The organism is Luteibacter sp. HAY1-4A (assembly GCF_056755355.1).
Genome location: NZ_JBNDHZ010000005.1, coordinates 1 through 17,282 on the forward strand (window position 1 = coordinate 1; position 17,282 = coordinate 17,282).

Consider the following 17,282-nt stretch of genomic DNA (forward strand, 5'->3'; position numbering starts at 1 on the left):
TTCACCTTCTCTACGGCCATGTCCAGCTGCCAGTTGTGCTCGAACCAGCCGCGCCAGAACCAGGACAGGTCCTCGCCAGACTCGCTTTCCATCAGGCGGAAGAAGTCCGACGGCGAGGGATGCCTGAAGGCCCAGGTGGCGATGTATTTGCGGAACGCGGGGTCGAAACGCTCCGGTCCGACGATCTGCTCGCGCAGCAGTACGAGGCCCAGTGCGGCCTTGAAGTACGTGGCGGGATGGCGGTATTTCTCCTTGACCATGTCCGCGCCCATCAGCAGCGGGGGTGCGTCGCGGTCGGCCAGGAGCGGAAGGATCTCATCGACCGGATTGCCGCCCTTCGGCGCGTATTCGCCGTCGCGCTTGGGCGCGAACTCGCCATGGTTGAAGGCATCGGCTTCATACACGTCGATGAAGGTGTTGAAGCCCTCGTCCATCCATGCATTGCGGCGCTCGTCGCTGCCGACGATCATCGGGAACCAGGTATGGCCGATCTCGTGCGCGGTGACCATGTGCAGCGGTTTCGCCGGCGCCTGCATGGGATCGAAGACGATCCCCGGGTATTCCATGCCGCTTGCCGCCGTGCCCGCTTCGTTGATGGCCACAGGATACGGGTACGGATACCACTTCGTGGAGAAGTGCTCCACGGCAGCCTTCAGGTATTCGGTCGAACGGCCCCAGCGGTCCTGCCCGACGCTCTCCACCGGATAGACCGACATCGCGAGCGCCGTCTTGCCCTCGGGCAGATTGATGCGCGCGGCGTCCCACACGTAGGCGGTGGACGCGCCGAAGGCGACGTCGCGCGTGTTCTTCATGCGGAACTTCCAGGTGAGCGTGCCGCCCTGTTTGGGGCGGCTGCCCGGATCGGTGACCTCGGCCGCGGTGCGGATCATCACCGTCCTGTCGCTCTGCCTCGCCTTCGCCAGGCGCTCGCGTTGCGTGGCCGTCAGCACGTCCTCGGGGTTCACCAGTTCACCGGAACCGGCGACGATCATGTCGGACGGGACGGTAACGGCATAGTCGAAATCGCCGTATTCGAGGTAGAACTCGCTGTTGAGATACGGGGCGGTGTCCCAGCCGCGCAGGTCGTCGTACACGCACATGCGCGGATACCACTGCGCCATCTCGTAGATGTTGCCGTTCTTCGAAGGCGCGAAACCCGTACGGCCGCCGAAGTCGCCCGGCAAGTCGTAAGAATAGACGATCGTCAGTGAGATCTTGCCGCCCTTCCCCGCCAGCGGCTCGGGCAGGCGCACCTGCATCCGTGTGTCGCTCACCACGTAGTCGGCCTTGTGGCCGTCGACCGTTACCGAAGCGATGCGGTAGCCGTCGGTGTGCCTCTTCTCCGTCTTGTCCGAGGTGAAGTTGCCGCGCGCATCGGCAGTGAAACGGTTCTCGTCCAGTTGCAGCCAGAGCACGTCCAGCGCGTCGGGGCTGTTGTTCGTGTAACGGATGGTGGCCGTGCCGCTCAACGTATTCCTCGCCGGATCGAGCGTGGCGGCCAACGTGTAGTCCGCACGGTTCTGCCAGAACATCGGTCCGGGCATCCCGCTGCCGGAACGATACGCGTTTACGGGCTGGGGGTACGAGAATGGCGCGAACGTCTCGCGCGGATCGAAGCTGGCGGCCATGGCGGCGCAGGTGCCGGCGAGGGCGACCGCGGCCAGACAAACACGGGCGAGGTTTTTCATCGGCTGTTCTCAGGGGACGACCCCTCAGCGTAACCGGCAATCGAATCCCGACTCCACCATGCCGGAAGTCAGGTCCCGGGTCCGCTCGCCCGAGTGACATCGGTGTGCCAAAGGTCGACTTCGCGCGCGCCAGAACGCACTATTAGGCGGACTGCATCCCAACGTATACCTTGCATATGGCCTGGGTATCCGCATATTCCCCACGTTCATACATCGAGGACCCCACGCATGAAAATCGGTTTGATCGGACTGGGCCGCATGGGCGGCAATATCGCTCGCCGCTTGATGAGGGACGGTCATCAGACCGTGGTCTACGACAACAACCCCGCGGCCCGCGAAGCGCTGGCAAAGGACGGCGGCCAGGCGGTCGACTCGCTTGAGGCCCTGGTGCAGGCGCTGCCCACCCCGCGCGTGGTATGGGTCATGCTTCCGGCCGGTGAGATCACCGAGACCACGATTGCGAAGCTCAGCGACCTGCTCGGCAAGGACGACATCGTCATCGACGGTGGCAACACGTTCTACAAGGACGACGCCCGCCGGGCCGAAACGCTCGCCGCGAAAGGCCAGCACTATGTCGACGTGGGCACTTCCGGCGGCGTGTGGGGCCTGGAGCGTGGCTACTGCATGATGATCGGCGGCGACAAGCCGACGGTCGACTACCTCGACCCGATCTTCAAGACCCTGGCTCCGGGCTCCGGCGACATTCCGCGCACCGAGGGCCGCGAAGGCCGCGATCCGCGGGTGGAGAATGGCTACATGCACGCCGGTCCGGCGGGCGCGGGCCACTTCGTGAAGATGATCCACAACGGCATCGAGTACGGCATGATGCAGTCGTTCGCGGAAGGCTTCGACATCCTGAAGAACCGCAACGCCGCGCACCTGCCGGAACGCGAACGCTATGAGCTGGACATGGCCGACATCGCCGAAGTCTGGCGCCGCGGCAGCGTGGTGTCCTCGTGGCTGCTCGATCTCACCGCCAGCGCACTGGCGAAGGGTCCGGAACTCGACAATTACTCGGGTTACGTCGACGACTCCGGCGAAGGCCGCTGGACGGTCAACGCCGCCATCGAACAGGCCGTACCGGCCGAGGTACTCACCTCCGCCCTCTTCGCCCGATTCCGCTCGCGCCAGGACCACACGTACGCCGAGCGCCTGCTCTCCGCGATGCGCATGGGCTTCGGCGGACATATCGAAGGCCGCGGCAAGCCGCCGAAGGAAGGCGAGCACTCCTGATCCTGCGCCCGCGTAGGAGCCGCTATAGCGGCGAGGCAAGCTGGCGAACTGTCGCGAGATTCTCCTCGCCGCTACAGCGGCTCCTACACGGATCAGCTGTCTCCGTCGAGTTCGCGCAGCCGGTCGCGCCAGCGTTCCGGCGTTTGGGGCTTGATGAACAACGCCACGATGGGCAGTCCGGCTTCCTTGGTACGCGCCTCGATGATGCGTACCACTTCTTCGATCTGCACCGTGGTCAGGTGGTCGTCGAAAGCGGCCGAGACGGCGACCAGCACGTGGTCCGGCCCCAACTGCATAGTGAGCACCCCGTTCACCGCTTCCACGCCGCGCACCTTGCCGGCGATGCCGCAGACCTTCGCGAGAAGGTTCGGGTGCGCGGGTTCGCCGATGAGCAGGGCTTTGCTTTCGCGCGCCAGCAGCGCGGACGCCAGCGCGAGCACCACGGCGATGCCTATCGACGCCCAGCCGTCGATGCGCGGATCGCCCAGCGCGTGCGACAGATAGATGCCCGCACCGGCGATCGCCAATCCGAGCAGCGCCGCGCTGTCTTCGAACAGCACCGAGAATGTGGTCGGGTCCTTCGTGGTGCGGAAGGCCTCGAAGTAGCCGAGGCGCCCCTTCTTGCGCTGCACGCTCTTCAGCGACAGCCACCATGAGGCTCCCTCGAACAGCACGCCCACCCCGAGCACCACGTAGTTCATGGTCGGATCGTGCAGCGGTTCCGGCGCAAGGATGTGGTTCACCCCTTCATAGAGGGAGAAGCCGGCACCGAGCGCCAACACCAGCAACGCGACGATGAAGCTCCAGAAGTACAGTTCCCGCCCGTAGCCCAACGGGTTCTGCCGGTTCGGCGGTATCTGCGAGCGGCGCAGGCCGTACAGGAGCAGCACCTCGTTGACGCTGTCCACGAGCGAGTGCACGCCCTCGGAGAGCATCGCCGAACTGCCGGTAATGGCCGCGGCCACGAACTTCGCCACCGCGATACCCACATTCGCGGCGAGGGCGGCGTAGACGACTAGCTTGGGGCTGTGGGCCATGGATCGCATCCTCTCCGGGCACATGTAACGGGCAGGTCAATACGAGCAGGTCAATACGAGCAGGCACGAAAAGAAAAGGCCGCGCCTTGCAGCGCGGCCTTTTCATTTGCAGGATCCTGCCGCGATCACTTCGCGAACAGGTGCTCCACGCCCGCGCGTTCCTCGCGCAGTTCCTTGTTGGTCGCATCGATGCGGGCCTGCGAGAACTCGTTGATCTTGAGGCCCTGCACGATGGCGTACTTGCCGTTCTTCACCGTCACCGGGTAGCCGAAGATCACGCCCGGCTCGATGCCGTAGGAACCGTCGGAGGGGATGCCCATCGAGGTCCAGTCGCCCTCGGCCGTGCCCAGCGCCCAGTCGCGCATGTGGTCGATGGCGGCCGAGGCGGCCGAAGCGGCCGACGAGGCACCGCGGGCCTTGATGATGGCCGCGCCGCGCTGCTGCACGGTGGGAATGAAGGTGTCGGCGTACCAGGACTGGTCGACCTGATCCAGCGCCGCCTTGCCCTTCACGGTGGTCTCGTGGAGATCCGGGTACTGGGTGGAGCTGTGGTTGCCCCAGATGGTGACCTTCTTGATCTCGGTGGTGTGCGCGCCGGTCTTCTCCGCCAACTGCGACAGCGCGCGGTTGTGATCGAGGCGGACCATCGCGGTGAAGCACTTCGGATCGAGGTCCGGAGCGTTCTGCTGGGCGATGAGCGCATTGGTGTTCGCCGGGTTGCCGACCACCAGCACGCGCACGTCGCGCTTGGCGTGGTCGTTCAGGGCCTTACCCTGCGGACCGAAGATGGCGCCGTTGGCCTCGAGCAGGTCCTTGCGCTCCATGCCCGGACCGCGCGGACGCGCGCCAACGAGCAGCGCATAGTCGACGTCCTTGAAGGCGACGTTCACGTCATCGGTGGCGACCACGCCGGCCAGGGTGGGGAACGCACAGTCGTTGAGTTCCATGACCACGCCCTGCAACGCCGGCAGCGCCGGGGTGATCTCGAGCAGGTGCAGGATCACCGGCTGGTCGGGACCGAGCATGTCGCCGGCGGCGATACGGAACAGGAGGGCATAACCGATCTGGCCGGCTGCGCCGGTGACGGCAACGCGAACGGGTGCTTTCATCTTTCGACTCCTTGGAATACCGCTGGGGACTGACGATCAGGTGAGCTCGGCGAAGAACTCGACGATACGGGCCATGCCCTTGTCGAGCGCCTCGTCGGAGCAGGAATAGGAAATGCGCAGAGCGCGGGGCTCGCCGAAGGCGGAGCCGGGCACGCAGGCCACGCCCTTGGCTTCGAGCAGCACGGCGCAGAAGTCGACGTCGGAGTCGATGGCCACGCCGTTGTGCTTCTTGCCGAAGGCCACGGAGATATCGGGGAACGCATAGAAGGCGCCCTGCGGACGCGGGCAGACCACGCCGGGGATGGACACCAGCGCGTTGTATACGCGGTCGCGCTTCACGGCGAACTCGTCGCGCTTCGCGAGCGGGACGTCCTGCGGGCCGGACAGCGCAGCCAATGCCGCGGCGGTCACGACTTCGGGCAGGCTGGTGATGTGGTTGGAATTGAGCGTGGTGACGGCGAGCGCCACGGCTTCCGGCGCGGCGATGAAGCCCACGCGCCAGCCCGGCATGCCGTAGGTCTTCGACAGGGAATCGACGAAGATCACGCGGTCCTTCAGTTCCGGGCGGGCGTGCACGAAGTTGTGGTAGCCCACACCGTCGAACACCATCGTGTTGTAGATGTCGTCGGTGATGACCCAGGTGTCCGGGTACTTCGCGATCACGTCGGCCAGCGCGGAAATTTCCTCGCGCGTGTAGACCATGCCGGTGGGATTGGAAGGATTGTTGAACAGGAACACGCGTGGCTTGCGCGCCAGGGCCGCGTCGAGCTGCGCCGGGGTGAGCTTGTAATGCTGCTCCGGCGGGCACGGCAGGATGTTGATCTTCGCCCCGACGATCTCGGCGATGTCGAGGTAGCTGGTCCAATACGGTGCGGGGAAGGCGATTTCGTCGCCTTCGTCGAGGAGCGCCTCGGCCAGGTTGTACAACACCTGCTTCGCGCCGACGCCCGTCGAGACATGCTTGCGGGTATAGCCGGTGAGGCCCAGGGCCTCGATATGCGCCAGGAAGGCGTCGATGAGGGCGTCCGGGCCGCGGTTACTACCGTACTGCCCGGAGTCCTTCGCCAGGGCCTCGCGCGCCGCGGCATAAACGTGGTCGCCGGGGAGGAAATTCGGTACGCCGATCGAGAAGCTGACAATGTCGCGGCCTTCCGCCTTCAGGCGCTTGGCCTTCTCGGCGATGACCATGATCGCGCTGGGCTTGGCGCGACCGATACGCTTGGCGAGCTGCGGCATCGTTTCCTCGACGGGGATGGGGCAAAGGCCGCTATTTTAACACGGCCCCGCCGCCGCAGGCTGCGAACTCATGCGACCTGTGGGAGCCGGCTACGCCGGCGATCCCGCGGCAGCGGGCCAGCTTGCCGCACGCACCATCGCCGCTGAAGCGGCTCCCACATAAAGCACCCATGCCTCGTGGAAGCCGGATAGCTGCTCCCACAGTGAGGGGATCAGCGCGCGTCGAGCACCGTGTTCCACTTCGCCACGTTGTCGGCCTGAGCCGCCAGCAGCGCGTCCACGTCGCCGGAGACCTCCACCTTCTCGATGGTGTCGTCCTGGCGGATGGCGTTGACCACCTTCTGGTCTTCCGCGCCGAGGATCTCACCGAACACGCTGTGCTTGCCGTCCAGCCACGGGGTGGGGCCATGGGTGATGAAGAACTGCGAACCGTTCGTGCCCGGGCCGGCGTTGGCCATGGACAGGACGCCCGGCTTGTCGTGCTTCAGGCTGGCGTCGAATTCGTCGCCGAACTTGTAGCCCGGGCCGCCACGGCCGGAACCCTCGGGGCAACCGCCCTGGATCATGAAGTCCGCGATCACGCGATGGAACGACAGGCCGTCGTAATAGCCGCGCTTGGCCAGGTTCACGAAGTTGGCCACCGTCATCGGGGCCTTTTCGTCGTGCAGGCGCAGGTGAATGTCGCCCTTGTTCGTCTTCATGGTGACGTTGATGGTCATCGCGGTTCCTGTAACTCGTTGAAATGCAGGCGGGCACGTCGTCGCGCCCGCCCGGGGGGTTGCAAGGCTACCGAAGATGGCGTCCTCGTCACAGGACTTCAAGCAAGAAAGCGTGATGACGGTTCAGGAGCCCGGCAACGCCAGCGCCGCGGCAGTAAGCGCGCCCGGCCCGCGTGGCCGTGTGTCGCGAACCACCGCGTCCTCCGGCAGGGCCCTGCCCTCCGTGATGTGTGCCCAGGCCCGATCGAGGGCCGCATAGCCATAGGGAAGCAATGGCGCATGGCGATCGCCGAAATCCGGGAACGACAGGAAGGCATCGAAGTGCTGCGCATAGGGCACCTTCCAGTACACGGGCGAGCGGCCGGCCGCACGCAGCCATGCAACGTACGGCTCCGAGGAGAACGCGACCGGAATCAGGCCGTCCTGGGCCCCGTGCACCACGAGGACCGGCAGGCCCTCTCGCGGCAAGGCCGCGGCCGTGGCCTCCACTGCTTCGCGCAAGCGCCGCGCATCGTCGCCCTGCCCCGTCCACAGATCCCGCAGGCACAGGTTGCCCGGCAGGGTCGGGTCCATCGAGAGATCGGTGCCTCCCGCGAGCGCGATCCCGGCGCCGGGCGGCGATCCGGAGCCGTCCGCCCACCAGGCCGCGCGGACGATGGCGTCCACCGGGTCAGCCATGCCTCCGGTGTGCTGGGGCCGATACGAATAGCCGCAAGGCATGTGGTCCAGCGGGCGCCGCAGATAGGCGGAGGCATAGGCCACGGTCACCGTGCGCCACAGGTCCAGGGAGGTCGACGATGCTCCCACCGCCAACGCCTCGTCGCGCCATCCCGACGCGCGCAGCGCTGCGAGTGCCTCCTCCGCCTGGGCTGTCGGCAGTGCGCCGGAAAGGCGTCCGTGCGCGCGCAGCGACGCCGCACGCAACGCCCACGCCGGCGGCTGCGCGCCCGCGACACGGGCGAAAGGCACGCCGTCGAACAGCGGCGCCGCCAGCGCGGCGGGCAGGAGGATCGCCGCTTCGGTGGCGTAGTCATAGAACGGGCGATGGCCCGGCACGTGGATGTTCGGTGCCAGGGCCACGACGGCGGCAAGGATCCCGTCGGAGTCCTCGCCGGCCGCACGAAGCACCGCGGCGCCGCCATTGGACAGGCCGGTGGCGACGATCCTCGTATTGGCTGGCGTGAACGGGGCTTCCTCCGGAAACGCACGGTCGAGCATAGCGAGACCGAAGCGCGCCGCCTGCAGCACATGCCGCCCCCAGTCGGCCTCGGGGTTGTCTTCGGAATGCGCGTGCTTCACGGCGATGCCCGCGTCGGCCGTGGCGTTCGATGGCTCGAACTCGAGCGGCGCATCGCCCGCTTTCGCGCGCGTACCGTCCAGCGCCACCCCCGTGCCGTCCATGGCGTCGAAATAACCGCTCCCGGCGCCCTTGTCCGTGTACGCCACGGCGCAGCCACGCGGCAACCCCCAGGCGCCGGCGACGGCGATCGAGCCATAGACGCCACGTGTTCCAGGCGATGCGGTGACGACCAGGCAGCGCTTGGCCCGGTCGAACTCGTCCGGTACCTGGACCAGCACGCGATGCGGAGCGTGCGCCCCCGGCAACGTGGCGAAGGCGGTGAACTCCCGCCCTGGCACATCGGACACGCGGCCGTAGAGCGTGCCGAACCCGCCGAGCGGGCCGAGATCCGCAATGCCTTTCCAGCAGCTCTGGATGGCGCGACGGCGCAGTTCGGCGGGTGTCGGTGCCGCCGGCCGCGCGAACGGAGCAGGTGCCCCCGCCAAACCGCGCAGGCCAAGTCCGGCGCTGAGCAGGTCCTCGCCGTCGCGGTGCGTGGTGATGCGAAGCGTGCCGAAGTGATCGGGCTCGGACATGGGGACTCCTTCGATCGGGAAGGTTTGGTAACACATCCGGCCGGCAGCGTCTTGGCGCCGTTCTTCCGGACCCGATGCCACTGCTATCCTCCCGCGACCCGGCAGGAGCCGGATGAATCGATAGGGGAAAAAAGAGCAATGACTGCCCGTCGCACCACCCTGATATCCGCCGCGCTCGTCGCTGCCCTCGGTCTCGCCGCCTGCCACAAGAACGACGAAGCCGCGGCGGCCGATCCGCAGGCCGTCGCGGCCGCGCAGACAGCGATCGCCGCACCCGCCTGGATGCGCCAGCACCTGCCCGCGCAGACCGTCGCGTACATGCGCATTCCCTCGCCATGGGCCGTGCTGGGCGGCGTACCGAACGGCCGTCCCCTCGATGCGGCGTTGTCGTCGAAGGCCCATCTGGATGCCATCGCGCGCATCCGCGCCGGCATGGCGAGCGACAAGGCGCTCGCGGACCTGAAGATCGCGGGAGTGGTGAACCTCCTGCTGAACGACCTGCGCTCGCCGCTGGAGATCGCGCTGGTGGATCCGCTCGGCATCCCCGCGCCCACCTCGCGGCTCGTGCTCACGGCGGTGTTCGATTATCCGTCCGTCGACGCATTCAACGCCCGTATCGCCAGCCTCGACACGTCGACTCCGCTACTCGCCGCGCCGCTCGACGCGCAGGGCAACGGCCGGCTCGCCAGCGGCGGTGCCGTTCGCTATGTCGCCACCGAGCGCCGGCTCTGGATCACGCAGGCGGCGCAAGCGCCGAGCGACACGGCGACGCTGGATGAGATCGTCGCCTCGTTCTCCAAATCCGCTGCCACCGCGGCACCCGCGACCCTGACGGCCCTGGAGCCGCGCATCGACACCTCCGGCGAAGGCCTGTTCGGCTGGGTGAGCGTGCGCGGCATGGGTGGCATCGCCGCCGCGCAGGCCGGCGATGCTCCGTTCGGCAAGCTCCCGGCGGACCTCGCCTCCAAGACCGATGCCATCGCCTTCGGCGGCGGCACGGTGGACGGCCGGGCGCAGTTCCGTGTGATCGCCCACGCGCCCGGGGCACGCGTCCTGCAGTACCTGGCGCCCTCCGCTTTCTCGCCGACGCTGAAGAGCGTGGGCGAACCGCGATGGGCACTGACCTTGTCGCTTCCCGACGCGAAGACCTACAGCACGTTCGAGGGCAACCTCAACCTCGATTTCGGACCGGAAGCCGCGCAGAAATATCGCGCCGGCGTGCAAAAGATGCAGGAGCGCTTCGGCGCCAGCCCGGCTGACTGGTTCCGCTGGTTTGGCCCGGAAATGGTGGTGTTCTCCGACGATGCCGGCTTGTTCTACGCGCTGCATACGCCCGACCGCAAGGACTGGTATGCACGCATCGAGAGCATGGCGGCGAAGGGCTGGAAAACCGGCGTGGTGAAGGTCGACGGCACCGAAGTACATTGGTTGTCGATGCCGGGCCCTGGGTCCGCCGATCTTCCCCCGAACACGCCGGAGTCGTTCAAACCGCTGGCGACCTTCATATCGCGTCTCGGCGGCCGTTCGTACTGGGCCGAGGACGGCGACTGGGTCGTGATGGCCAAGGTGCCGCAAGCCCTGGCCGACCGGGCCGCCGGTAAGCCGGACACCTCGCTGGCCGACTGGTTCAAGGCCCGCGCTTACCCCGGCACGCGTACGCTCGTCGGCTTCACCGCCACCACCCGCGACGCACAGCGTGAGGCCTACTACTCGTACATCCAGATCCTCCAGATCCTCGGCAATGCGGCCGGCACCGACGTCGACATCAGCACCCTGCCTTCGGCGCACACGTTGCATCTTCCGGAAAAAGGGGTGATCGGCGCCGCGTTCGAAGTGGACCCGGATACGCTGGGCGTCTCCTTCACCTACGAACAGAGCCCGGTGGAGCTCGTGGGCGAGGTAGGCGGCATGGGCGCGGTCGCCGGCGCCGCCATCGTTGCCGCCATCGCCGTGCCGCAGTACCAGAGCTATAAGCTGCGCAGCCAGGTCGCCACGGCCCTGGCCGCCGCCGACGCGGCCAAGACCGCCGTCGCCGGGAAGCGCCAGGGCACAGGCAAGTTCCCCGCGAGCAACGCCGCCGCCGGGCTGGGCGACCCCGCCAGCCTCGGCAACGACGTCGCCGGCTCGGTGCAGGTCGGTCCGGGCGGCGAGATCGTGGTCACCCTCGACGCGACGCCGCCGCACAAGGCCGATGCCTGGCTGGATGGGGGCACCCTCGTGCTGACCCCGCGCGTGCAGGGCCATTCCATTGCCTGGGGCTGCTCGGGCGAGGGCATCGACGAGAAGTACCTGCCGGCGAGCTGCCGCGACGAGCCCCTGGAGCCGTAGGCCCGGCGGGCCGGGGCGCGGGCCGGCCCTGCCCCGGCCCGTCATGCGGACGTCGCCAATTTCCTTTATAATTGGCGGCTTCCCACACCAAAGAGGTGCACCGGCTGAAGGCCGGCGCATGACGCATGTCGATCGAAAACCTGCGCAATATCGCCATCGTGGCTCACGTCGACCACGGCAAGACCACCCTCGTCGATCAGCTCCTCAAGCAGTCCGGCACGCTCAACGAGCGCACCGTGCTTGCCGAGCGCGTGATGGATTCGAACGACCAGGAAAAGGAACGCGGCATCACCATTCTTGCCAAGAACACGGCCATTACGTGGGAAGACAAGAAGAAGGGTGTCAAGAATCGCATCAACATCGTCGACACCCCGGGACATGCCGACTTCGGCGGCGAGGTCGAGCGCGTGCTGTCGATGGTCGACACCGTGCTCATCCTGGTCGACGCGATGGACGGCCCGATGCCGCAGACGCGCTTCGTCACGCAGAAGGCGTTCGCGATGGGCTTCAAGCCGATCGTCGTCGTCAACAAGGTCGATCGCCCGGGCGCGCGTCCTGAGTGGGTCGTCGAACAGGTGTGGGACCTCTTCGCCAAGCTCGGCGCCACCGACGAGCAGATGGACTTCCCGATCGTCTACGCCTCGGCGCTGAACGGCTATGCCTCGCTCGACGAGAACGCCCGCGAAGGCGACATGACCCCGCTCTACGAAGCGATCATGCAGCACGCCCCGAAGCCCGACGTCGATCCGAACGGCGCGTTCCAGATGCGCATCAGCCAGCTCGACTACAACAATTTCGTCGGTGTCATCGGCATCGGCCGCATCCAGCGCGGCACCCTGAAGAAGGGCATGCCGGTCGCCGTGATCGATCGTGAAGGCAAGAAGCGCCAGGGCAAGGTCGTGCAGGTGCTCGGCTTCCTCGGCCTCGAGCGCATCGAGCAGGATTCCGCCGAAGCGGGCGACATCGTCGCCATTTCCGGTATCCCGGACCTGACCATTTCCGACACCGTCACCGCCCTGGAAGTCCCGGAAGCGCTGCCGCCGCTGAGCGTCGACGAACCGATGATCAGCATGACCTTCCAGGTCAACAATTCGCCGTTCGTCGGCAACAAGGATCTCTCGGGCGGCAAGTTCCTCACCAGCCGCCAGCTGCGCGAGCGCCTCGATCGCGAGAAGGTCCACAACGTGGCGCTTCGCGTCGAAGACGGTTCCGACGCCGACAAGTTCCTGGTCTCGGGCCGTGGCGAACTTCACCTCTCGGTGCTGATCGAGAACATGCGTCGCGAAGGTTACGAGCTGGCCGTGTCGCGTCCGGAAGTCATCATCAAGGAAATCGACGGCCAGAAGATGGAGCCGATCGAAGAGCTCGTGATCGACGTCGAGGAAGTCCACCAGGGCGGCGTCATGGAGCGCCTGGGCATCCGCAAGGGCGAACTCAAGAACATGGTGTCCGATGGTAACGGTCGCGTCCGCCTCGAGTACGAAATCCCGGCGCGCGGCCTGATCGGCTTCCAGAACCAGTTCAAGACTCTGACCCAGGGTTCGGGCCTGCTGTTCCACGTGTTCAAGCACTACGGCCCGTACACGCCGGCACCGATCGCCAAGCGCCAGAACGGCGTGATGATCGCCAACGCAGGCGGCACCACCCCGGCCTACTCGCTCGGGCCGCTGCAGGAGCGCGGCAAGCTGTTCGCCGCCGAAGGCGACTCGGTGTACGAGGGCCAGCTGATCGGCATTCACGCCAAGGACAACGACCTCACCGTCAACGCCATCAAGCCGAAGCCGCTCACCAACATGCGCGCCTCCGGTAAGGACGACGCGATCCAGCTGACCCCGGCGACCAAGTTCACGCTGGAGCAGGCACTGGACTTCATCGACGACGACGAGCTGGTCGAAGTCACGCCGAAGGAAATCCGCATGCGCAAGAAGCACCTGACGGAAGCCGACCGCAAGAAGGCCTCGCGCGGCCAGGGTTGATCCAACGCCCGTTGCACATACGAAGAGGCCCGGCTCATGCCGGGCCTTTTTTTCGCCGCCGGCCTACTCGCAGGATGATGTTAGGCCGACTTTCTTACCTTACCGAAGACGTTAGCGTGGCGCGTTCCCCGAGGAACTGCCCATGCAACGCACTCGTCGTCTTCAACTTGCCGTATTCCTGTCGGTCCTGCTGGGTCTTTTGCACTCGCATGTGGCCTTCTCGACCGTTCGGGCGCCCCTCGCGTGGCGTGCCTGCAGCACGTTCGAGGTAGACGAAAAATGGATCGCCGTCCTGAAGGAGCGGCTCGAATGCGGCGTCATGTGGTCGCCGGTCGCTGACGATGACCACACACAGGGATACATCGGTATCGACATGGTGCGGGTGAAGGCAACGAGGCCGAAACGGCTGAAGCTGCATCCGAAAGGAACCATTTTCTTCCACTTCGGAGGCCCCGGCAGGGATCCGCGGCGGATCCTCCCTAATCTGGCCTATGTACTGGAAGACAACACGACGTCGAGGCTGACGACGCTTGCCCTGCAATTCGATCTTGTCGCCGTTGTTCCACGGGGACTGTCCGCGTCGCCATGCGACTCGATAGAGGAACCGCATACGTCGATCCTGGATCTTGACGAACCCGACTGGGCAAACGTAGTGCGCGCCGCGGAGGCGGCCGCCCGCAGATGCAACGGAAACCGGATAGTCGAGCAGATGGGCCTTCGGCAACACGTCGAGGACATGGAGCGCGCCCGCGTAGCGCTCGGAGAGAGGAAACTGGATTTCGTCGGCTACTCCTACGGCGCGTGGGCTGGCATCGCCTATGCGGCGGCTTATCCCGAAAGCACGGGACGTGTCGTGCTCGATTCTCCTGTGAACTGGACAGCGACGCTGCAGGAACACCTGGACGAAGAGCCCGGAAACTTTCAGGCCCTCTTTGCCCGACGCGTACTGTTGCCGGGTTCGACCGGTGCTGCTGAGGCCAGCAACGTCCTGGCCCGACTTCAGGAAATGCCACCACGTGCCAGGAAAGCATGGGGCTCTCTCATCGACACGCGCGAGGACCTGCTGGCGGTTCTGGCGATGGCCCCATGGGTCGCCGAAGACGCCTCCATCGATTCCGAAAAATTGGTCAACCTGATCCGCAAGCACCGGTTCGACCAGGACTGGTCGCTGAACCTGGCCGTTCGTGCGGCGGCGCTGCGCCTGGCCCCGTCTATTTCGGCAACACCTTTTGGCCCACCGGCTGGCATCAATCGGTTCGTCTACTACCGGACACTATGTGGCGACTCGCCATGGGCAAGCGGTACCGACCGGCTGCGCGCGGCCAGCGTGAGCCATACGGCACTCCACCCTGCCGCGACCCACCATATCTTCACGGGCTTGATCTGCAGCCTTTGGCCGCCCCACGCTGAATGGTCGTCAGGGCAGCCACCGGCGCTCGCGCAACGGCGCAGGCACCCGCCGATCCTGATCCTCCAGGCCGAATACGATCCTGTCACTTCCGCGAGGTCTGTAGACAAAGCATTCGCGGCTTCACCAGGCGCATTCATGGTTGTCGTGGGAGGCGCCTACGGCCATGGCCTCTTCGGCGTTTCCGAGTCGCCCTCCACAGATTACATTGCCGCCAGTTATCTGCTGCAGGGCGAGTTGCCGGACAGGCAGGTGATCCGCACGGGGTCTGTAACCCCCAGGGCGAAAGACGTTGGTCCTCCGGACAAGGAAGAGGAACGCCGTCGTCTCAGGGAGATTCTCCGGCGGAGTTGATGTCCCGCCATCGAAAAACATCGCGGACGGCTCCGCCGGTTCATTCCCAGCAAGGAAGCGCACCACTTGAAATGCCACCCCTTCCGCCGGCTCATCGCCGCGTGCCTGACTATCTACGCGCTAACGAACGCCGCAGCGTCGACCGATGCGGCTTCAACCATAACGTGGCGCCGCTGCGAAACGATCCCCGATGCCGTGGAGGCATTCCTTGGCGATCGACTGGAGTGCGGATCGATGATCTCGCCGGCCAATAACGCGGCGCCTGGACTGGCGACGCATTCGCCGTCCATCGTTGTGGGGCTCGTGCGGGTAAAGGCGGGAAATCCGCGCGAACGGCAGGGCACTGTTTTCGTCAACTTCGGCGGTCCTGGCGAAAGCCCACTCGAAGGAGTGCCGATGTTGGTATACCAGGCCTCGATGCGCAGCACCGGCGCCTCCGTCGACGAGATGGGACGGCTGACGGACCGTTATGACTTCGTGGGCGTTATTCCACGGGGCTTGCCAGGCGGCACACAGGTTCCGTGCCATGAATCCGCCACGTCCGATCCTGTCTCAGATGCCGAAAATGACGAGCAGTGGATGCGCACTGTGGAAAGCCACAAGAACGCCATCGACGGCTGCCAGCATTGGCTGATGCCATTTATCGGAACCCAGAACCATGTGGGTGACATGGAGCAGGCGCGGCGAGCCCTCGGCGAACCCGCCCTGCACTTCCTTGGATACTCGTACGGCGCGTGGGTGGGCGCCGCCTATGCCGCGACTTTCCCGCAATTCGCCGGCCGAATGGTGCTCGATTCGTCGATGAATTACGCCGCGACCATCGAGGATCAATTGCATGACGAAAAATGGGAACAACAAGTCCTTTTCCATCGGCTGGTGCTACACCCGGCGGCATCCGACGAGCGCTATGGCCTTGGCAGCGATGCGGAGGCCATCCTCGAACGATTCAGGCAGATGCCAGAGCAGACGATTTACGACTGGGCCGGCGCAATCGGTACTCCCGAGTCGCTCGTGGCTGCACTGGTCATGTCGGAATGGATCCGTGCCGACGATTCCATGACTCGAACGCGACTTGAGGCACTCATCAAGAACCACACCTTCAGCACCGCAGAGGATCTCGACGCTGACATCCGTACGGCCGCGGAACACCTGGCTGGCATGCTCAGGCGGCAGACCCGAACAGGGAGCGCTACCTATATGGGCACCACTTGCGGCGACACGCCGTGGCACCGGCACCTGGGTTACATAAGGTCAGCGGCTCTCAGCCATGCGGCCTTATATCCGGCTTCGCCATCCATGAACGTCACGCTTGGCCTGCTTTGCCGTAACCTGCCTGCGCCGGCAGCGCGGCGCGCCTCTTTGGAGGCACTGGCAGGTGCAACGCCGCTGTTGATGGTACAGGCGGAGTTCGATGCGACTACGCCACTGGCGTTGGCAAGGAAGGCATTCATTGCTACGCCGAGGGCCTATATGGTGGTCGCGCGCGCAGCGACGGAACACGGCCTATCCGGAATGTCCGTTAATAGCTGTATCGATCGGGTTGTCGCCCGTTACCTGCTCGAAGGCACGCTTCCCCGGAAGCGTTTCTCGACCTGCGATGTCGATCCACCGACAGAAGCGAATCGCAGTGAGCGAAGCGTGCCGGGCGACCGGTCCGGGAATGAAAGCATTCGAACACGCCTGAGGACGATACTAAGCAAGAGTTGAATGGTTCACGCCTCGGACATCATCGCTGCTTGTCCGCCACCAGCTTCACCAACATATCGATCTGTTCCTGTTGCCTCGCCAGAATCGCCACCAACTGCTCATTGCAGATGAAGTCGAGCTGCTCCTGCAAGGCAGTGATTTCGATCTCGGCCTTCAGGTTCACCTTGTAGTCGTTCGCGGCATCGAGGCGATCCATGGCAGCCTGCCGGTTCTGGCTCATCATGATCACCGGTGCCTGCACAGCCGCGAGCATCGAAAGAAGCAGGTTTAGGAAGATGTAAGGATACGGATCGAACGGCCTGTGCAGCACGTACGAGTTCAGCCCGGTCCACAACAGGAGCAAGGCCGCGAACAGGAGGATGAAGGTCCACGAACCGCCGAAGCGCGACACGTTATCCGCCAGTCGCTGGCCGAAGGTCAGGTCCGAATGGAACTCGGCATTGACGTCTTCCGACACGATCTTGCGTTGGGCCAGCTTTTCCAGGACTCGCCGTTCGGCGTGGCCCAGCTCGTCGATGCCCTTGGCGAACCACTGGCGCGCCGCTTGGTCCGTGCGTTGGTCGCTGGTTTTCACGGCAGATTCTCCAGGGAAGGTGGGATGCCGCGCACGCT

12 protein-coding genes are annotated in these 17,282 nt (G+C 65.5%); 5 read left to right on the plus strand and 7 right to left on the minus strand.

Annotated elements, in window-relative coordinates:
* On the minus strand, positions 1–1,688 hold a 1,688-nt coding region (locus ACPYOD_RS02430), incomplete at its 3' end, for a M1 family metallopeptidase (protein WP_481300137.1).
* Positions 1,689–1,883: 195 nt separating this feature from the next.
* On the opposite strand from ACPYOD_RS02430, the gene gnd reads away from it, so the two are divergent.
* On the plus strand, positions 1,884–2,921 hold the full coding sequence (gene gnd / locus ACPYOD_RS02435; protein ID WP_481300216.1) for a phosphogluconate dehydrogenase (NAD(+)-dependent, decarboxylating): 1,038 nt from the start codon (positions 1,884–1,886) through the stop codon (positions 2,919–2,921).
* A 92-nt stretch (positions 2,922–3,013) separates the two neighbouring features.
* Here gnd and ACPYOD_RS02440 read toward each other — a convergent pair whose 3' ends face one another.
* The 5 genes from ACPYOD_RS02440 to ACPYOD_RS02460 all read right to left on the minus strand — a co-directional run bounded on the left by ACPYOD_RS02440 (position 3,014) and on the right by ACPYOD_RS02460 (position 8,897).
* Positions 3,014–3,958, minus strand: coding sequence for a cation diffusion facilitator family transporter (locus ACPYOD_RS02440; RefSeq protein ID WP_481300138.1), 945 nt, complete (start codon positions 3,956–3,958; stop codon positions 3,014–3,016).
* 125 nt (positions 3,959–4,083) lie between these two features.
* Complete coding sequence (locus tag ACPYOD_RS02445) at positions 4,084–5,067, minus strand: malate dehydrogenase (RefSeq protein WP_481300139.1); 984 nt, start codon at positions 5,065–5,067, stop codon at positions 4,084–4,086.
* A gap of 36 nt (positions 5,068–5,103) precedes the next feature.
* The gene (locus tag ACPYOD_RS02450; protein WP_481300140.1) at positions 5,104–6,303 is read right to left on the minus strand and encodes an aminotransferase class I/II-fold pyridoxal phosphate-dependent enzyme; all 1,200 of its coding nucleotides are present in this window, start codon (positions 6,301–6,303) and stop codon (positions 5,104–5,106) included.
* Between the two features lie 212 nt (positions 6,304–6,515).
* Complete coding sequence (locus tag ACPYOD_RS02455; RefSeq protein ID WP_481300141.1) at positions 6,516–7,022, minus strand: peptidylprolyl isomerase; 507 nt, start codon at positions 7,020–7,022, stop codon at positions 6,516–6,518.
* 123 nt (positions 7,023–7,145) lie between these two features.
* Positions 7,146–8,897 carry a 3-hydroxybutyrate oligomer hydrolase family protein gene (locus ACPYOD_RS02460; protein WP_481300142.1) on the minus strand — a complete coding sequence of 584 codons (1,752 nt, stop codon included), beginning with the start codon at positions 8,895–8,897 and terminating at the stop codon, positions 7,146–7,148.
* A 138-nt stretch (positions 8,898–9,035) separates the two neighbouring features.
* Here ACPYOD_RS02460 and ACPYOD_RS02465 point away from each other — a divergent pair, with 138 nt between their 5' ends.
* The 4 genes from ACPYOD_RS02465 to ACPYOD_RS02480 all read left to right on the plus strand — a co-directional run bounded on the left by ACPYOD_RS02465 (position 9,036) and on the right by ACPYOD_RS02480 (position 16,670).
* Complete coding sequence (locus ACPYOD_RS02465) at positions 9,036–11,225, plus strand: pilin (RefSeq protein WP_481300143.1); 2,190 nt, start codon at positions 9,036–9,038, stop codon at positions 11,223–11,225.
* Between the two features lie 125 nt (positions 11,226–11,350).
* Positions 11,351–13,201: a translational GTPase TypA gene (typA, locus tag ACPYOD_RS02470; protein WP_481300144.1), complete on the plus strand. Its 1,851-nt coding sequence runs from the start codon at positions 11,351–11,353 to the stop codon at positions 13,199–13,201.
* A gap of 142 nt (positions 13,202–13,343) precedes the next feature.
* Positions 13,344–14,963: an alpha/beta fold hydrolase gene (locus ACPYOD_RS02475; protein ID WP_481300145.1), complete on the plus strand. Its 1,620-nt coding sequence runs from the start codon at positions 13,344–13,346 to the stop codon at positions 14,961–14,963.
* Between the two features lie 66 nt (positions 14,964–15,029).
* On the plus strand, positions 15,030–16,670 hold the full coding sequence (locus tag ACPYOD_RS02480; protein WP_481300146.1) for an alpha/beta hydrolase: 1,641 nt from the start codon (positions 15,030–15,032) through the stop codon (positions 16,668–16,670).
* Between the two features lie 19 nt (positions 16,671–16,689).
* On the opposite strand, the gene ACPYOD_RS02485 is transcribed toward ACPYOD_RS02480, so the two are convergent.
* The gene (locus tag ACPYOD_RS02485; RefSeq protein ID WP_481300147.1) at positions 16,690–17,244 is read right to left on the minus strand and encodes a DUF1003 domain-containing protein; all 555 of its coding nucleotides are present in this window, start codon (positions 17,242–17,244) and stop codon (positions 16,690–16,692) included.
* Positions 17,245–17,282: the final 38 nt, after the last annotated feature.